The organism is Psychrobacter piscatorii (genome assembly GCF_904846415.1).
GTDB classification, from domain to species: Bacteria; Pseudomonadota; Gammaproteobacteria; order Pseudomonadales; family Moraxellaceae; genus Psychrobacter; species Psychrobacter piscatorii.
Genome location: NZ_CAJHAR010000004.1, coordinates 92,208 through 109,337 on the forward strand (window position 1 = coordinate 92,208; position 17,130 = coordinate 109,337).

The window sequence follows — 17,130 nt, forward strand, 5'->3', positions numbered from 1 at the left end:
TTAAAGTAAATATATTACGTCTTGTTAAACATAGCGTCTCGAATGGGTAAGGTTTATCTGTTAAGATTCAGCACGTCATTAGTTATGTAAAATAGACCTCATTTATTTATTATTTGGTCTTCTTATAGTAGGGATATATCATGATTGCTTCTCATCGTTTTGTTCTGTTGGCCACCAGCATATCTGCTGCACTGCTATTAAGTGCGTGTCAGCCAGCAGCAGATAGTCAATCAGCACCTGTAGAAGAAGCCACCCCGCCAATGACTGACATGACTCATGCTGAGCATGAGAATATGAGCCACAATACATCGGTAGATAGCGAAAACGTCACAGATGACGCTCAGATGACGGATATGCTCAAAGACTACACAAAGTCCATGACCAGTATGCATGACGAGATGATGATCGGTATGGGCTACAATGATCCTGATACCGCGTTTGCCAAAGGCATGCTTGGGCATCATCGCGGCGCGATAGATATGGCAAAGATTCAGCTAAAGTACGGTACAGATGACGCCATGCGCCAGCTTGCCCAAGACATCATCACAGCGCAGCAAGCTGAGATTGATATCCTAAACAAATGGCTTGCTAGCCATCCTGACGCAGCCAAACCTAAGCCCAATACCGCTGCTATGCAACAGGCCTACGCTAAGGGCATGGAAAGCATGCATGGTGAGATGACATTGGGTATTGCTGATCCTATGCCGGATATGGCATTTGCACGTGGCATGCTACCACACCATATTGGCGCCGTAGATATGGCAAAAATCGAGCTCGAATATGGTACTGATGAAGAAATGCGTCAACTGGCACAGCATATCATCGATACTCAGCAAGTAGAGATTGAGCTCATGCAAAACTGGATTGCCGCGCTTGAAGCGACGAGCGATGCTGAAAACGATAATGCTGAGGTTGTCGAGCCTAACGGCGACACTACTGCAAACGAGAAGTCTACAAGTGAGGACCCTGATAATAAAACCAAAGAGCAGTAACAATCAACTCAGTGTAAAAATGTGAAATAGACTATTTGTATGATTATGTCCTACTAAATATTGATTGAGAATATTAAAAAACCTATCAACTATGATTTAGGGCGTGTCATCATTTAGATAGCGAGGCTTAAAATGAGATAAATAGTAGTCAAATGAGGAAAAAATTGCAGAGAATATAGGTATATTCACAAGATTTTTGACGATATTTGACAAGATTTAGCCATTTTAAGACCGCTAAATGATTGAATGGTTTAATTGATGACACGCCCTAAGCCCCTTGATAAACATGTTTGCTTATCAAGGGGTTTTACTTTGTTTGCCTGTACAACCCACTGCCGCTATTCTAGCTGACGCTTCATGACATTAAGCCATGTCTCCCAATTTGCCTCTTCTTGCGTTTTATCACCATTGTCCTCTAGCGCTTTATCGCCTTTTACTATGTGTAGGCTGACTTTATGAGGGAATGCTTTTCCGATAACTTCCTCACTATCGTTACTGTCTTGCTGTTGCAGCTCACTAGGTTGCACTTGCACGCACATCAACTCATCGCGACGAAACAAGTGACACTCAACGGGATGCTCTGCATTACTCAGCGATGCTAGCTGCTTACTATCCGCCTTGATGCCATCAATCGCGATAATAACGTCGTGGGCTGAGATACCTGCTTTGGCAGCAACACTACCGCGGTTCACGCGATTAATTTTGAGTCCAGCAGGTGTCTCATTGCAGCGCATACCCCATGGGACATGCTTATCCGCAGTCTCTTTAGTATTGACCTGCATTTTGACACCGTTTGCGAGCAGCAGCGCCTCAATTGGCAATTCCTCTACGCCGTTGACGTAACGGCGTTCAAAATCTTCCCATTCCGCTATCGGTATAAACTGCCCAATCACGTCGCCCATATCCGCACTATTGATGCCAATACGCTTACTGTCATTTTGCTTTGCTTGGGTATAGAACGCTTTGACCACATCAAATAGACGATAGCGATTATTAGTATTTTTTAGCAACATCAAATCCAGACACAGCGCCACCAATGCGCCTTTATTGTAGTAGCTGATACCTGCATTGCCAGTATTTTCATCGCTGCGATATAGCTTAATCCAAGCATCAAAACTCGACTCGGCGACACTTTGGTTATCGCGTCCAGGCGTTTGATAATAGCGATTGATTTGTTCCGCTAGTAACCTGAGATAGTTTGACTTATCGATCACGCCAGATGCTTGCAGCATAAAATCATCGATATAAGACGTAAATCCTTCAAATACCCAAAGCATTGGAGTGAACGCTTCACGGCGTAGATCAACATCGATCATGACATCGGGACGCACGGTTTTGACCCACCACGAGTGAAAATACTCATGACTGCATAATCCCAAAAACCGCTGGTAATCAGTGCTTGGTATTTTTGGCTCATCAGCATTTGGTAAGTCACGGCGCGGGGTAATTAGACTAGTAGAATTGATATGCTCCAGCCCACCATAGTCTTGACCACTGGCAAACGTCATAAAGGTGTAATCGTTGAATGGCGCATCTCCCAACCAATCTAGATAGGTTTGGCAAATCTGGGTGACGTCTTGCTGTAGTCTACCCATGTTGGCGCTATGCTTGCCAGACAGATAAAAACTGTGATGAAGCGTCTGATGCTGACTGTCATGAATAATAAAATCAAATTTATTCTGTGCTGCAATCTCAAAAGGATAATCAATCAGCTCGTGATAATTATCTGCCTGTAATTGATAACAGTGCCGTGTGTCTTCGCTATGATCATCAACACACAGATGCGTAGATGCCAAACCACATGCCAAGATTACATGACTTTCTTCTTTATCTAACAAAAACGACTCCGGAACAATCAAGCTGACTTGTACTGGAATCTGCTCTTGCCCATCGACCGCGAGTGCAAGTGAGGTGAAATTACCATACAGACGCTGCTGATCGACATAAGCGGTACGTACTGATAAATCATAACAATAGACTTCATACTCAACATCTATCCTCTGCCCTGCTGTGACAGTCGGCAACTGCCACGTATGTTTATCTATTTTTTGCGCGCGATACATCTCAAACTGACTGTCGTTATCTATTTTTTGGCTATCTGTTATTCGATAATGCACAGCGGTGATGTTACGAGCAAACTCGCGCATCAGATAACTGCCTGGTATCCATGCTGGTAGCCAGAGCTGAGGAGCATCAGCTGTTGCCGTAAAAGACAGTGACACATCCACCAAATGCTCAGAAAAACGCGCAAAATCGAATTGGTAGCTGATATCAGCCATATTATTGATATCATCATGGCTGATTGAATCGTCGCTCGTTAGCTGGTTATTAGTATTATCGGCAAATGCAGTCATAGTATCTCTCATCCTTATTTTATTGTTATGTTAGGAGTCCTTCCCAAAAAACGCAACTCCCAAACCCTGAGTGGCCAGTAGTTATCGATTAACTATAGAAAATAACAGTTATTATTGTAAATTGTGGCATTAATTGGCATTTTTTATGTTTTTTGCCTTGAAACTTATATACGCCATCTCAATTAAAGATGCTAACTGCTAAAGTTACTTTAATAAACTGATGATAATTGACTAATACTGTGGCTATTTGGCTTGCTGATTGGCTTTTTTAGGTTTATTGCAACCGTATTTAATTTTTTACATAGATATATTTAGGATATTTTATGACTACTATCGCAAAAGACACTGCCGTCAAATTCAATTACACATTAAAAGACGACGAAGGCAATATCCTTGACCAGTCTCCAGAAGGTCAGCCACTTGCTTATCTACATGGTCACAGCAACATCATCCCAGGCCTAGAGTCACAACTAGAAGGCAAATCTGCTGGCGAAAAAGTCAACGCAGTAGTTGAACCTGCTGATGGCTACGGCGAGTACCAAGAGCAAGCGGTACAGCACGTACCACGCGAAAACTTCCAAGGTGTTGATGATATCCAGCCTGGTATGCAGTTCCAATCAGAAGCTGGCGGCCAAGTTATGCTAGTGACAGTCACTGACGTAAACGACCAAGAAGTGACTGTTGATGCAAACCATCCATTGGCTGGTAAGCGTTTGACATTTGATGTTGAAATCCAAGAAGTACGTGCAGCAACTGAAGACGAACTAAACCACGGCCATGTACATGGCGCAGGTGGCGTTGAGCACTAATCTCTTCTAGAGTATAGTGAAAATGATTAGGCGATAAATGATTAAAGAATGAATCGACTAATCAAAAAGGCCAGTAGCTGATCAGGTTACTGGTCTTTTTTTATGGAGTTTTTATAGTAAATCATAGGTTAGATCAATATAAAGAAGGCAATTTATAGATTACTCATAAATATCCGATAAAATATATTACCAAATTCCAGACATAACAAAGCCGCATAACGACAAGCGTCATGCGGCTTTTATTACCAACCATCCATGTTAGCGTTACGTGATACCTAATCCCGGGGTATCTCATAACTGACAGGCATCCAGCCTTATCATCCCTAATCAGCAAACCACTTATCCCTGATGCGACCTTTAAGATACCAATCCCTAGTATCAATGAACCGTTTCGTTCAATCGTGCCGTACAGTTATAGTCGCAGATTGACCTATGATTGGTAAGTGGTTCAAGCGTCAATCCATGTAAGCATATGCTTACATGGGTGTAATGGGTAATTGAGAATCTATAGCTTTTCTTCAGGGCTGAGCAATTTTTTGGGTTCTGCACTCAGCATCAGATAAGCGGCTTCGTTAATAAACGCTTCATCTTCTGGCAACTCTGGACGCTCAGCAGCTTTCATGCGACTACGCTCTTCAAACTTTGCATCCATCGCGGCCTGATACGTATTCCAATTAGAATAAGGGCGTTCACCAGTAGCGATCAGACGTCTATTTTCAGCTTCTAACGAACGCTTTTCAATCAGCTGCATTTTGGCTCGACGGCTGTTAATATCTAAACGAACTGGTTTTTTCTCATCATCCATATTACGAATATCATTGAGCGTCGACAGATAAGTAAACTGTGGGTTCTTCTCTTGGCGAATCTTAGACTGCTGATTGAGCGTCGCTAGTGTATCGCTAGTGAACTTCCCTTCAGGCTTATAAGGCGCCGTTCTGATGGTATCCCAAGGCAGAGCTTTTTTCTGCGCGCGTTCGCCGAAGGTTGCATCATCATAGATATTGACCAATTCAACATCAGGTACCACGCCTTTATTCTGCGTACTACCACCTGTGATACGGTAAAATTTACGCTGAGTCAAGGTCGCAGAACCCAGCGCCAAGCTATCCAGTTGAATCTGCGCAGAGCCTTTACCTGTGGTCGTACTTCCAACCACCAATCCACGACCATAATCTTGAATAGCCGCGGCAAAGATTTCGCTGGCTGAGGCCGATGCTAGGTTGGTAATAACCACCATCTTGCCATCATAAAGCTGCTCGCCACCATCGTCATCACGGTACACTTGAATATTGCCACGATTATCACGAATTTGTACCAGTGGTCCGCTCTTGATAAATAAGCCTAACATCTTGGCAACTTCATCCAACGAGCCACCAGGGTTATTACGTAAGTCGACAACCAGACCATCGATATTTTCTTTGTTCAGTTCCTTTAATGCTTTTTCGGTATCGATACTAACGCTACGGTAGTCTTCGCCATTACGGCGCGCACGATAGTTCAGATAAAAGCTCGGTATCTCAAGTACGCCAATGCGTTTTGGTGTTTTGTCGATATTAGGACGTTGTACCTCTACCACGCGCTGAGTCACGCCTGACTCTTCTTGCTGGATAATATCACGCACGACGGTGACCGTACGGGCACTAGCATCTGGCGTATTGGGTTGACGCAGCTTGAGCGTTACCGACGTACCGCGCTTACCACGAATCAAGCCGACAATCTCACGCGTCGACCAGCCAACCACATCTGTCATGGTTTCGCCATCTTTTGCGATACCAACGATCAAATCATTGGGCTTGATTTGACCAGATTTGGCAGCAGGGCCACCATCGACTAAGGTCACAATGCGGGTGTAATCTGGGTTTTTACGATCAGGGCGGATAGAAACACCGATGCCTTCTAACTGTAGACTAGATTGAATCTGTAGTTCAGTTGCTTGAATCGGCGCATAGTAGTTACTGTGCGGATCATAGGTCAGCATTGCCGTGTTTAGTATAGTCTCCATGATTTCATCATCTTTGAGACGCTTAAACTGCTCTTGCTGACGCGACAAACGATTTTGCAAAATCTCATTTGGCGTACGTTCATCGTTGCGTACCAAGTCTTGTCCACGAGTAATATCTGGATTGCTTAAAAATACTTTTTCTTTGGCTTTTTCGTCTTCTTGTCCCAGAGTGATACTCATCAGCTGAAATTTTAGCTGACGTTCCCAATAGTCACGCTGCTCTTTTTTAGTTTTGAAATGGCCGAGCTTTTCGCGATCAAGAATGATGGTGTCATTACCGGTCAAATCAATATCTTTTTTTAGCATCTTGGTTGCCATGGCAAAATATTCATTTGAGCGTTTACGATAACGATCAAAGACCTCTACCCCTGCCGATAGGTCGCCTTGCTTGAGGCGAGCGCCAAAATCATCGGCATGTTTTTTCTTCAGCTCATCGACATCAGATTGCAAAAACAAGGTATGATTTGGATCGAGACTATCAATATACATTGATAAGATTTCGCTACCGGTTTTACTATCTAATGGCTGATTAAGGTAATGACTGCGATCCAGCAAAGCGGCGACTTGGCGAGTAGTGACCTTTTGCTCAGGTGTCTGAACAAAACTTCCCGTATTGGTTTCTGCTACGGCAGTGCCGTAGCTTTGTGTCAGGATAATACCGGCGATGCCCACTGACGCTGCACTGAGTAACCATTGTGCTGGTTGTTTTTTCATCATATGTACCTAGTTATTTGAAGTTAGTGATATTATTTGTGTTATAAAAATTAAAAACTACTGAATGTGTTATTGTCCATGACTGTCGTCTGTTTTGCTGAACCTCTGCTTTACTTTGCGTGAGCCTACTCATTACTATGAGACGACGCTATAGCTTTATTATTCCGTCGCCTTTATATATAGATTCTGACGCTTATTATCGAATCTTGATATATAGTCAAAAATCAATATTATCATGTGCATAAATACTGAACTGTCTCAAACTGTATAAGCAATCTTACACGCAACGCCTGCACATACCAAACTTTCTATCACTTTTATCACACATAGCGACCGAAGGCTATTAGCATTAATTCGCTGACTATCCACAAATTGATTTGATGCCAATAATCTGCCACATTAGGCTCAATTGATAATAGCTGTCATAATAAAGTGCATGAGTAACGACTGCTAAGCGATTGGACATTGATGATCAGTCAACCCCATAATATAACAATACACAAAAAAATAAGGATGACGCAATGTACGGCGTTTTAATGATTGATATCGATAATACGGCACTGACCGCAGAAGACGTCAGCTTGATCAAACAAGCACAAATTGGTGGAGTCATACTGTTTGGGCGAAACGTCGCCAATGCTGCCCAAGTCAGAGCACTATGCGACGATATACGTTATCACAACCCAGATATATTAATCGGTGTCGATCAAGAAGGCGGACGAGTCGCACGGCTACGTGAAGGATTCACACCGCTACCTGCTATGGGTAGGCTCGGTGAGTTATTCAACCACGACCCAAGCCGTGCGCTCAGCTGCGCATATGACTGCGGCTATCTGATGGCAGCCGAAGTGATGGCAGTAGGTATTGATTTAAGCTTTGCGCCCGTGCTGGATAGAGATGGTATCAGCCAAGTTATCGGTGACCGTAGCTTTCATCAGGAGCCACAAGCGATCGTTGCCCTAGCCACGCAGTTTATGCGCGGCATGAAAGCGGCTGGTATGGCTACCACTGGCAAGCATTTTCCTGGTCATGGCGCTATCGCTCCTGACTCTCATGTATCAGAGGCCATCGATACACGTAGTTTGGACGAGATCGTCAATAGCGACATGCAACCTTTTGCGCAAACGCTGTCACTGCTTGATGCTTTGATGCCAGCGCATGTGATTTTTTCGCAAGTAGATAACAAACCCGCAGGATTTTCTAAAATTTGGCTAAAAGACATTATTCGTGATCAGCTAGCGTTTAACGGTGTGCTTTTTTCTGATGATTTATCAATGGCAGGGGCACAAGCTGCTGGCGATGTCAGCGCTCGCGTAAAAGCTGCCATTGAAGCTGGTTGCGATATTGCACTGGTGTGTAACGATCGTGTTGCCGCTCATGAAGCGGCAGCAGCAGCGCAAGAACTACCCTATCCTAACCAAAAGCGTATCAAAACCATGTGCGGCAATATACCAAAGTGGCAAGGTGATCTTGAGTCTACTTGCCAGCAGTTTGATTATTGGCAACAAGCAAAGAACAATGTCACTCAGACCTTTTTTAACGTTGAGTCTGATACACAAGTTGATGAACCTGCCAATGACTCAAAAGACCCTACTGATTATAAATAGCTTTGTATTCATATAGAATAGTTGAAACATTTGGCAAATAAAAAACCGCATCGTTAAGGTACGGTTTTTTAGACTTAACTGCTGCTAAATTAGATACTTTTTGATTAATTCGTTGGATCTACTGCAGTACCTTGAGTCGCATCATCGCCATCAGGCAACAAATCATCATTATTGCTATCTAGCGGATTCAAATCTGGATCAAGCGAGTCGCTGTTGATGATCATGCCATCATTTGGATCGACCATTTTGTCATTGACCATAAACTCAATCCGGCGGTTACGGAAACGCCCCTGCTCAGTTGAGTTATCAGCGATAGGATCTGTCTCACCCATACCTTTTGTACTAAGTTTGCTCGCATCGACACCTTGAGCCACCAAATACTCTTTTACTGACTCAGCACGCTCACGAGACAACTCCATGTTGTAAGCGTCCGATGCTTGGCTATCTGTATGACCGATAATCATCAGGTTCATGTCAGGCACTTCGTTCATTATTTTTGCAGCACGATCAAGAATGGCTTTATTGACATCAGGGATGACAGCTTCATCCACTTGGAAATTGATAACTTGAAGGCTTAGGGCGCGCGCGACATCACGTGGGTCTGGATCGTCACCGAGATTGGTCATGGCAGCATCTGCAGCAGCCACACTTTCATCAATCTCACCTTGCAGATCTAATGGACCTTCAGCTTCTACCATCATCGCAGGTGCAGCAGCTTGTAGATCAGTCACTAATTGGGCCAATGCCGCATCATCAGGTGCGTTAACCGTGATGGTATCGCCTTTAATCACCATGCTAGCATTCGGGACGTTTTTGACAATCGGTAATATAGTGGCAAGCTGTGCAGCGGCTGGCATATCTATAGCAAAATTATCATCAACATCAGCGCGGCACTTATTGGCTTCATCGCCGAATGCGCCAGTTAGTGCATTCATCACATTGGTCTGTAGCGTCTCGTTGCCTACGCTCATGCGGCAAGCGTATAGCTCGCCATTTTCGCCAGTGGCGATACGGAGTGAGGCAGGTTCGATGTCAGTTGCCACTACTGCTTGCTCATTACCTTGCTCGTCTTGCTGCGCGGTAGCCATCGGCGTAGCAACAGGCTCAGGGTTCTCTTGACAACCTCTTAATAAGGCCCAAGCCAATGCACCCAAAATAATCAAACCAATAATCGGTAGCAACGCTTTCATAAAGCTACCTTGCGGCTCTTCTTCTTTCTGTAGTGGTGCGGTACTGACCGTATCGGATACAGGTGCCGCAGCAGGAGTGGCCGCAATGGCACTTGCAGGTAAGACCGCCGCCGCCCATGCAGGGATATGATGCTGATAACTGTTGAGATTATCATTGAGAAATTGCGGTACAGGGGTGGTACCAGCCAAACTTTTGATTTCATGAAAAGCCAGCGGCGCTGCCATAGCAATCAGACCACGAGAAGCTGTCTCATCGACACCATGTGCATTAGCGAGCTCACGAGAGATTTGGTCACGGTGAGCCCCTTCTGTCCATACACGATCATAAAAAGCATTATCATCACGAGCGATATTCTCATTAGCAAAACGGCTATAGGTATCATTATTCGCGAGGCGAGCAGCAAAAATTGCATAAAATTGCTCGAGTAGATTCTGCTTAGCAGGACTATGATCGTCTGCTAATACGGCTGGGCTGACTGTGCGTGTCAAATGACTGATAATATCCATAATACAACTTTCCCCTTAATTTTTATTTATATTGTTCGATTATCTAAAGCATAAAATCATCTAATAACGTGGCGGCTGTTTACTCTATCAAGTCAGATCTATCAGGCCACTATGATTGGTTTTGGATATTATAGAATTGTTAAAGGTGTTTTCACAGTCGATACGTTGTTGTGCAAATGATACGTTAAGTAATGTTTCAGTTGGTACGCGTAACTATACACCCATAACTCAACAGGCATTTGAGTACCAGCTAATAAAATTTGATACTCAACTCCGCAAATCTGCTTCTTTGGTGAAGCAGCACCATTTTTGATGCTCAGATCTTAAATACGTAAGCTAAGACCTATTAAAATCAAAAAAGCGGTATGACAAATTCATACCGCTCCCTTGCTTAACTTTTGAACGAGTTCTAAAAGTACATTTAAACTAAGTCGATTTGAATGTACTTTGTACGACTCACTACCTGACTTGTGCTGGTTCGGCAACGATGACACTGCTCGCCATGTCATCTACTTCTGACTCAGAAATAGGGCCTGACGGTCTGCTCGTCCTATTATTAGAAGGTACGTTGCTAGGAATGTTACTTGGAACATTGGCGGGTACGTTGTTGGGATTATTATTAAATCCATCATTATTGTTAGGTAGTGGCGCGGGTATCACGCGATCACCTGTGTCATCATCAGCGGCTTGATATTCTCCAGTACCATTGCTCATACCGTCATTGCTGTATTGGTTATTAGCGCCTGTTCCATCGCCGAGTTGATTGTTTACGCCATTAGTGCCTGCCATACCATATGTCGTATCACCATTACTGTTGTTAGGCAGTCGCAATGGCGCAGTGCTATCGACTGCCATGGTTGGTGCTAAACTGCGTACGTTTGTGACCAATTGTTGTAGTAGCATGTCGTCCGGCGCCTCTACTGTCAGACGATCGTTTTGTAAGTGTAGACGGGCGAATGGTGTCGATCTGAGCATGGTCAGGACATTGGGCAATATCTCCGCAGGCATATTTGCGATAGTGGTTGCTACTCCATCTTGTACCGTCAATTCACATATACTCGCCTGCTCACCAAAGCTCGTATTGAGTGCCTGTTGTAACGAGCCTTGTAGCGCTGCATCACCGATCGTCGCGCTACAAGTATAGAGGTTGCCACTATCATCTACGCCAACGATGAACTCGATGGGAGTCATCGTTGGTGCTGGTGGCGGTGCTGGAGTGACCACAGGCGCGACAGCAACAGGTTCTACTGGTATGTCACTTTTGGGTTTTATTAATAATGCCCAAGCAGCCAGTGCCATTGCAGCAAGCGCTACGATTAATAAAAACACCCGTATCAGTAGGTCATTCCGCTGATTGCGAGTGCGCACTTGCTCCCGCTTGATGTTGCTATTTTCTGCCAAGTGATGAGCTGCTGGACTGGCATGGATAGCGTCATTACTGTCACCAAAATGCTCATCGTCATTTAATCCGTCAGTAGCGCTTATATTAGCGTTTTCCACATAAGCGGCTGTAGCGGCTGTCGTTGCAGCGATTGCGCTGGTGCTTAGATCAGGCTCATTAAGTTTATTTGGTACGGTATCACTTGATGGTGCGATACCATTATCTGCGACAAATTTTGACGTTGACTCGTGTCCATCGCCTTGAGTAGCAGTGATAACAGACGCTGACCATATAGGTAAATATGGGCGCAGCGACGACTGCTCTCCTTGCAAAAATGCTGGCAAAAACTGTCCATTGGCCAAAACCTTTAGCTCACGATAGGCTAAGGATGCTGCATTAATTAGCAATTGAGCAGTGATCGACTCATCGATATGATGCGCGGCTGACAGCTCTTGAATGATTGTTTTTTGTAGTACTTGGTCTTGCCATAGCTGCTCAAATAAAGGCCGCTCGGCAATACTGTCATTAGCCATCACCTGATCGTTACGAAGTAGTTGCGAGTAGACCTGTGGCACCGCTAGACGCGTGGCTAAAATGGCATAAAACTGCTCAAGCAAGCTGATATAAGCCACGCTATCACTGCGATTATGCTCACCCAATATCGCGGGGGTAACGGTCTGTTCTAATTGATCGATAATACTCATGGATCACTGCCTCTCTCGACTTTTTAAATCCGCAAAAATTAAGCACTTATTGTTCGTTGTATATATGGCTACTTGTCCTGAAGCTGTCTAGCGTTTTTTAGCAGCATCGACGTCTATATAGCGGTTTCACTTATCTCACATGATACACTGCTACACTACTCACTATAAAAGCATAAAAATGCATCGTTTTGTCACATAATAGATATTTGTATCAGCATAACTGCTGTTAGTATTAACTAATTACATTACGAGCAACTTGAACTTAGTATCAATATATTAATTAATGGTCATATTTGTTTTTACTCAGCCCTAACGCTTAGGCTTTGAACATTGTCATTTATCGCATTGCCATTTATTGCATTGTCACCTATCAGGCGCGGCCTAAGGATTTTCCTTTGTTAAACCATACGACCCTTATTATCATCATTACTGTTATTGTCAGCTTATTAGCATGGCAAAACAAGAAATTGCTCAACCGTCTTATCTTTTATCCACCCGCCGTCAATAACGGACAATGGGATCGTTTTGTCACGCATGGCTTTATTCATGCCGATAGTATGCATCTGCTATTCAACATGTTTACGTTATACTTCTTTGGCCGAGCTATTGAAGGGCTATATCGTTCATTTTTATTCGGCTATGGTTTTGTGGTTTTTTATGTGTTGGCTATTGTTGTTGCCATGATTCCAAGCTACCTTAAAAATAAAGACAATGCCAGTTACTTAAGTCTTGGGGCATCAGGCGGTGTATCGGCGGTCTTATTTGCCTTTATTTTACTAGCACCGTGGGAGCGAATTTACTTATTTGCCATTATTCCCATTCCTGCGATACTGTTTGCCGTCGCTTATGTATTTTATAGTATCTACGCGGACAAACGCGGTGGTTCAAATATCAACCATATGGCACATATGTGGGGCGGCGCATTTGGCATCATTGCCACGATTATTTTAGAACCTAAAGTACTACCCCATTTTATAAATGCTTTATTGTCGCCTGGTTTTTAAACTGTTTTCTCAAATAGAAATTCTTTGAATCATGACAATTAAACAAGTTGCTTACTTTTACGTTTGAGATTTAATACTTCATTATGATTATAGATATTATCGGTGATATTCATGGTTATGCAGACAAGCTCGTTGGTTTGTTAAACCAATTAGGCTACGAGCATAACGGTCAGCATTTTGTGCCACCGACAGGTCACAGGGCATTATTCATTGGCGATTTGATTGACCGTGGGTCACAGCAACTGGCCACATTAGAGACTGTCTTCGCGATGTTAGATGCGGACGTGGCCGATGCGGTGATGGGCAATCATGAATACAATGCCTTGGCTTATGCCACACTTGATCCTGAGGATTCTAGCCAGTATCTGCGCTCACATAATGCCGTACATAAACGCCAACATGAAGCGTTCTTGGCGGAGATACCCTTTGGCTCAGAGCAGCACGAATATTGGTTACAGCGCTTATATGAAGTACCCCTGTGGATTGAGACAGATTATGCGTGTTTTGTGCATGCTTGCTGGGATGTAGATAGTATGGCGGTGCTAAAGCCACTGCTGACGGATAATAACTGCCTAACCTCTGAAGGTCTAATCGCGACGGCTAAAGAAGATAGCATCGCCTTTGATGCTTTAGAACGAGTATTAAAAGGGGTTGAGACAGGGTTGCCTGATGGCATCATCATGGTGGATAAAGAAGGCACTGAACGCAGACGAGTGCGGGTGCGTTGGTGGCTTGATGAGTTAAATACACGCACGCTTCGCGAGGTCGCTCGTGCACCGTCCTCCGCATTGGCTCAAATACCGCCTGATGCATTAGCTGAAAATATCGACTTTGCGCTACAAACACATAAACCTGTATTTGTCGGTCACTATTGGCTCACCGGCACACCTGAGCCACTCAGTCCACAAGTCGCCTGTACTGATTATTCGGCAGCGGTAGATAGCGGTTACTTGACTTGCTATCAGCTTGATACCGAACAGCCGTTACCACTGACAGCTTCTCGCTTTGTGCAGTATTATCACGACAAAAAAGCGGAGATAAACCAGTGATATAAACGCTATTAACACCATATCATTATTAAAAGTCAAACTTGGCTTTACGAGTGTAGCAAAATTTTTGTATGATGGTCTTTTTGAGGATATCCAATCATGAGCACCACCAATACTGCGGCTAACCAGAACGGTCCAATTACCTCCCCTGCTGGTCAACCAAAAGTCGGCATTATCATGGGTTCGCAATCTGATTGGGCGACCATGAGTGCTGCTGCACAATTGCTAGCAGACTTTGATGTTGCCTTTGAGTGTGAAGTGGTTTCTGCCCACCGTACACCTGACAGACTATTTGATTACGCCAAAAGTGCAAAAGACAATGGTCTACAAGTGATTATCGCTGGTGCAGGCGGTGCTGCTCATCTACCTGGTATGTGTGCGAGCCAAACGCCACTACCTGTATTTGGCGTCCCTGTAAAATCCTCTATGCTAAGTGGTTGGGACAGTCTGTTATCTATCGTACAAATGCCGAAAGGGGTTGCTGTTGGGACATTGGCGATTGGTACCGCTGGCGCTTATAACGCTGCCCTACTTGCGATTCAAGTCTTGGCCTTGCATGATGAAACGATTGCTACTAAGCTGGATCAGATGCGTCAGACTCAAACCGAGACTATTCTTGCTAGCCCAACACCCGGTATTATCAATCCTTAAGTAAATATGGAGTGACTGGTTTTTTTAGCATGGTCTTTTATAGTGATCGCCTGAAAACAAAAGCTATCACTTTTTATTTTTAAGTAAGTCATACTAGATATAAGGTGCCTATAGTGCACCTTTTCCTATTTTCGCCCATTGCGTTTTAAATTTTAATACAACACAGACCTCATTCACTTTTATTCAAAGAGCCTTTCATGACTACAGCAAACGCTTATCCTGTTACCCAAACCATTCGTACCATCGGTATTTTAGGCGGTGGTCAGCTTGGTATGATGCTTGCCGAAGCCGCGATGCCACTCGGTTATCAATGCGTGTTTTTAGAAGACAATCCAGAATGCCCTGCCAGCCTATATGGTCGCGTATTTCATAGCGATCAATTAGCAGACTTTATCGCAGCCGCTGATGTCTTTACCCTAGAGTTCGAGAACACGCCAACGTCTACGGTCGAGCAATTAACGAGCTTGTCAAAGTCTGGCAGCAAGCAAGGCATGTTCCCACCACTGATTGCACTTGATATCGCCCAAGACCGTCTAAAAGAAAAGCAGATGTTCAATGCGCTCGATATTGCAACCGTGCCATTTATGGAAGTTAATTCTGAAGCTGAGTTAAAACAAGCTTGTGAAGCGTTGGGCTTGCCCATTGTTTTGAAGACCAGTCGCGGTGGCTACGATGGTAAAGGTCAGTTCGTGATCAAACAAGACAATGATATTAAAGCAGCTTGGCTTGAGCTAAAAGATGCCGTCAGTGGTAAAAGTTCACTCACGCCAACGCCTGCGCCACTGATTGCTGAAGGTTTCATTAACTTTAATCGTGAAGTCTCTATCATTGCAGCAAGAGCGCAAAATGGTCAGGTACGCTGTTATGATTTAGTCGAAAACCATCATCATCACGGTATTTTGGCAAAAACTCAAGCTCCTGCGGTCGGTACCAGCCACCTGCTCCAGCAGGCAACAGACGCCATCACAAAGATCATGAACCATCTAGACTATGTGGGTATTATGGCACTTGAGCTGTTTGTCACTAAAGATGCTCGCGGTCATACCACGATACTGGCTAATGAGATTGCCCCGCGTGTGCATAACTCTGGCCACTGGAGCATTGAAGGCGCGGTTACTAGCCAGTTTGAAAATCATATCCGTGCCGTGGTCAACTTACCACTCGGTGATACAGACAACGTCCATCCGGCGATTATGGTCAACGTACTCGGCCAATATCCAAATATCAGCGCCGTGCTAAATATCGATGGCGCTCACTATCATAGCTATCATAAAGCCGAGCGTGACGATCGCAAGATTGCTCATATTACCTTGATGCCCAATGATGTGACTGACTTAGAATCAGCCATGGCAAAGCTGGTTGCCGTATTGCCAAATAAAGTAGGTTTGGACAAAGAGTATGGAAATATCGATACTCAATCTAATACCGCAAATGTCGAAGCTAAAAACGATGACTTAGAAGATAGCGGTGTTGAAGCAGTATTGTCGCCAAAGACAGAGAAGGCCAAAAAATAATGCAAATTTGGGTGGATGCTGACTCCGTACCATTGATTGCCAAAGATTTGATTATCAAAACGGCTGAACGTACTAAGACAATGGCGATATTCGTCGCCAACCAGCCAATCAAACTACGCAAATCTCCTCTGCTCGTTATGACGGTTGTACCATCAGGCTTTGACAAGGCTGATGATTATATCGTCGAGCAGATACAGGCAGGCGATTTGGCGATTACGAGCGACATACCTTTAGCCAATGATATTTTGGACAAAGGCGGTCTAGTACTGACAACCCGCGGCGTGGTCTATGACAAAAATAATATCAAGCAAAAGCTCAATATGCGCGATTTTATGGATACCATGCGCGGCACGGGTGTCCTAGAATTACAAGAGATGAGCGGTCAAAAACCCTACGGCGACCGCGATAAAAAAGCCTTTGCCGACGGTCTCAATCGCTTGGTTCGTTAGTAGGCCTTATCATTCCGTCTGACACTGACCTGCTTACCAACTATTAGATGATGTCTTATAAGTAACGTATGCCTCCTTGCAAACCGTATACACTCTATAACCAAAACCTATTCAATCAGCACGCTTTATAACGAAGCGTGTTGCCTATCTTTGTTAAGATACATTCAGTTTTTGAGATAAATACATTCACTGAATGCCTCACA

At 44.1% G+C, this 17,130-nt stretch carries 12 protein-coding genes; 8 read left to right on the forward strand and 4 right to left on the reverse strand.

What is annotated here, in order from left to right; translation table 11 throughout:
* The first annotated feature begins 140 nt into the window (after positions 1–140).
* The gene (gene copM, locus JMX83_RS02930; RefSeq protein ID WP_201598930.1) at positions 141–992 is read left to right on the forward strand and encodes a CopM family metallochaperone; all 852 of its coding nucleotides are present in this window, start codon (positions 141–143) and stop codon (positions 990–992) included.
* Positions 993–1,330: 338 nt separating this feature from the next.
* On the opposite strand, the gene JMX83_RS02935 is transcribed toward copM, so the two are convergent.
* Positions 1,331–3,346, reverse strand: a complete 2,016-nt coding sequence (locus JMX83_RS02935; RefSeq protein ID WP_201598933.1) for a M61 family metallopeptidase — start codon at positions 3,344–3,346, stop codon at positions 1,331–1,333.
* A 323-nt stretch (positions 3,347–3,669) separates the two neighbouring features.
* Between JMX83_RS02935 and JMX83_RS02940 the strand changes: the two genes are divergently transcribed.
* On the forward strand, positions 3,670–4,155 hold the full coding sequence (locus JMX83_RS02940) for an FKBP-type peptidyl-prolyl cis-trans isomerase (protein ID WP_201598934.1): 486 nt from the start codon (positions 3,670–3,672) through the stop codon (positions 4,153–4,155).
* Positions 4,156–4,660: 505 nt separating this feature from the next.
* Here the strand turns inward: JMX83_RS02940 and JMX83_RS02945 are convergent.
* Positions 4,661–6,871, reverse strand: coding sequence for a carboxy terminal-processing peptidase (locus tag JMX83_RS02945; protein WP_201598937.1), 2,211 nt, complete (start codon positions 6,869–6,871; stop codon positions 4,661–4,663).
* Positions 6,872–7,392: 521 nt separating this feature from the next.
* Here JMX83_RS02945 and nagZ point away from each other — a divergent pair.
* Positions 7,393–8,478: a beta-N-acetylhexosaminidase gene (nagZ, locus tag JMX83_RS02950; protein WP_201598941.1), complete on the forward strand. Its 1,086-nt coding sequence runs from the start codon at positions 7,393–7,395 to the stop codon at positions 8,476–8,478.
* Between the two features lie 104 nt (positions 8,479–8,582).
* Here the strand turns inward: nagZ and JMX83_RS02955 are convergent, their stop codons facing one another.
* Positions 8,583–10,175, reverse strand: coding sequence for an OmpA family protein (locus JMX83_RS02955; protein ID WP_201598943.1), 1,593 nt, complete (start codon positions 10,173–10,175; stop codon positions 8,583–8,585).
* 459 nt (positions 10,176–10,634) lie between these two features.
* Positions 10,635–12,260, reverse strand: a complete 1,626-nt coding sequence (locus JMX83_RS02960; protein WP_201598945.1) for a hypothetical protein — start codon at positions 12,258–12,260, stop codon at positions 10,635–10,637.
* A gap of 395 nt (positions 12,261–12,655) precedes the next feature.
* Here JMX83_RS02960 and JMX83_RS02965 point away from each other — a divergent pair, with 395 nt between their 5' ends.
* The 5 genes from JMX83_RS02965 (at position 12,656) to JMX83_RS02985 (ending at position 16,927) form a co-directional block, all read left to right on the forward strand.
* Positions 12,656–13,264, forward strand: a complete 609-nt coding sequence (locus JMX83_RS02965; RefSeq protein ID WP_201598955.1) for a rhomboid family intramembrane serine protease — start codon at positions 12,656–12,658, stop codon at positions 13,262–13,264.
* Positions 13,265–13,347: 83 nt separating this feature from the next.
* Positions 13,348–14,313, forward strand: a complete 966-nt coding sequence (locus JMX83_RS02970) for a metallophosphoesterase (RefSeq protein ID WP_201598958.1) — start codon at positions 13,348–13,350, stop codon at positions 14,311–14,313.
* Positions 14,314–14,412: 99 nt separating this feature from the next.
* A complete protein-coding gene (gene purE, locus JMX83_RS02975; protein WP_201598961.1) occupies positions 14,413–14,964 on the forward strand; it encodes a 5-(carboxyamino)imidazole ribonucleotide mutase in 552 nt (183 codons plus the stop codon).
* A 197-nt stretch (positions 14,965–15,161) separates the two neighbouring features.
* Positions 15,162–16,478: a 5-(carboxyamino)imidazole ribonucleotide synthase gene (locus JMX83_RS02980; RefSeq protein ID WP_201598964.1), complete on the forward strand. Its 1,317-nt coding sequence runs from the start codon at positions 15,162–15,164 to the stop codon at positions 16,476–16,478.
* Complete coding sequence (locus tag JMX83_RS02985; RefSeq protein ID WP_093067583.1) at positions 16,478–16,927, forward strand: YaiI/YqxD family protein; 450 nt, start codon at positions 16,478–16,480, stop codon at positions 16,925–16,927. Before JMX83_RS02980 ends, JMX83_RS02985 begins: the two co-directional genes overlap by 1 nt.
* The last annotated feature ends 203 nt before the right edge of the window (positions 16,928–17,130 follow it).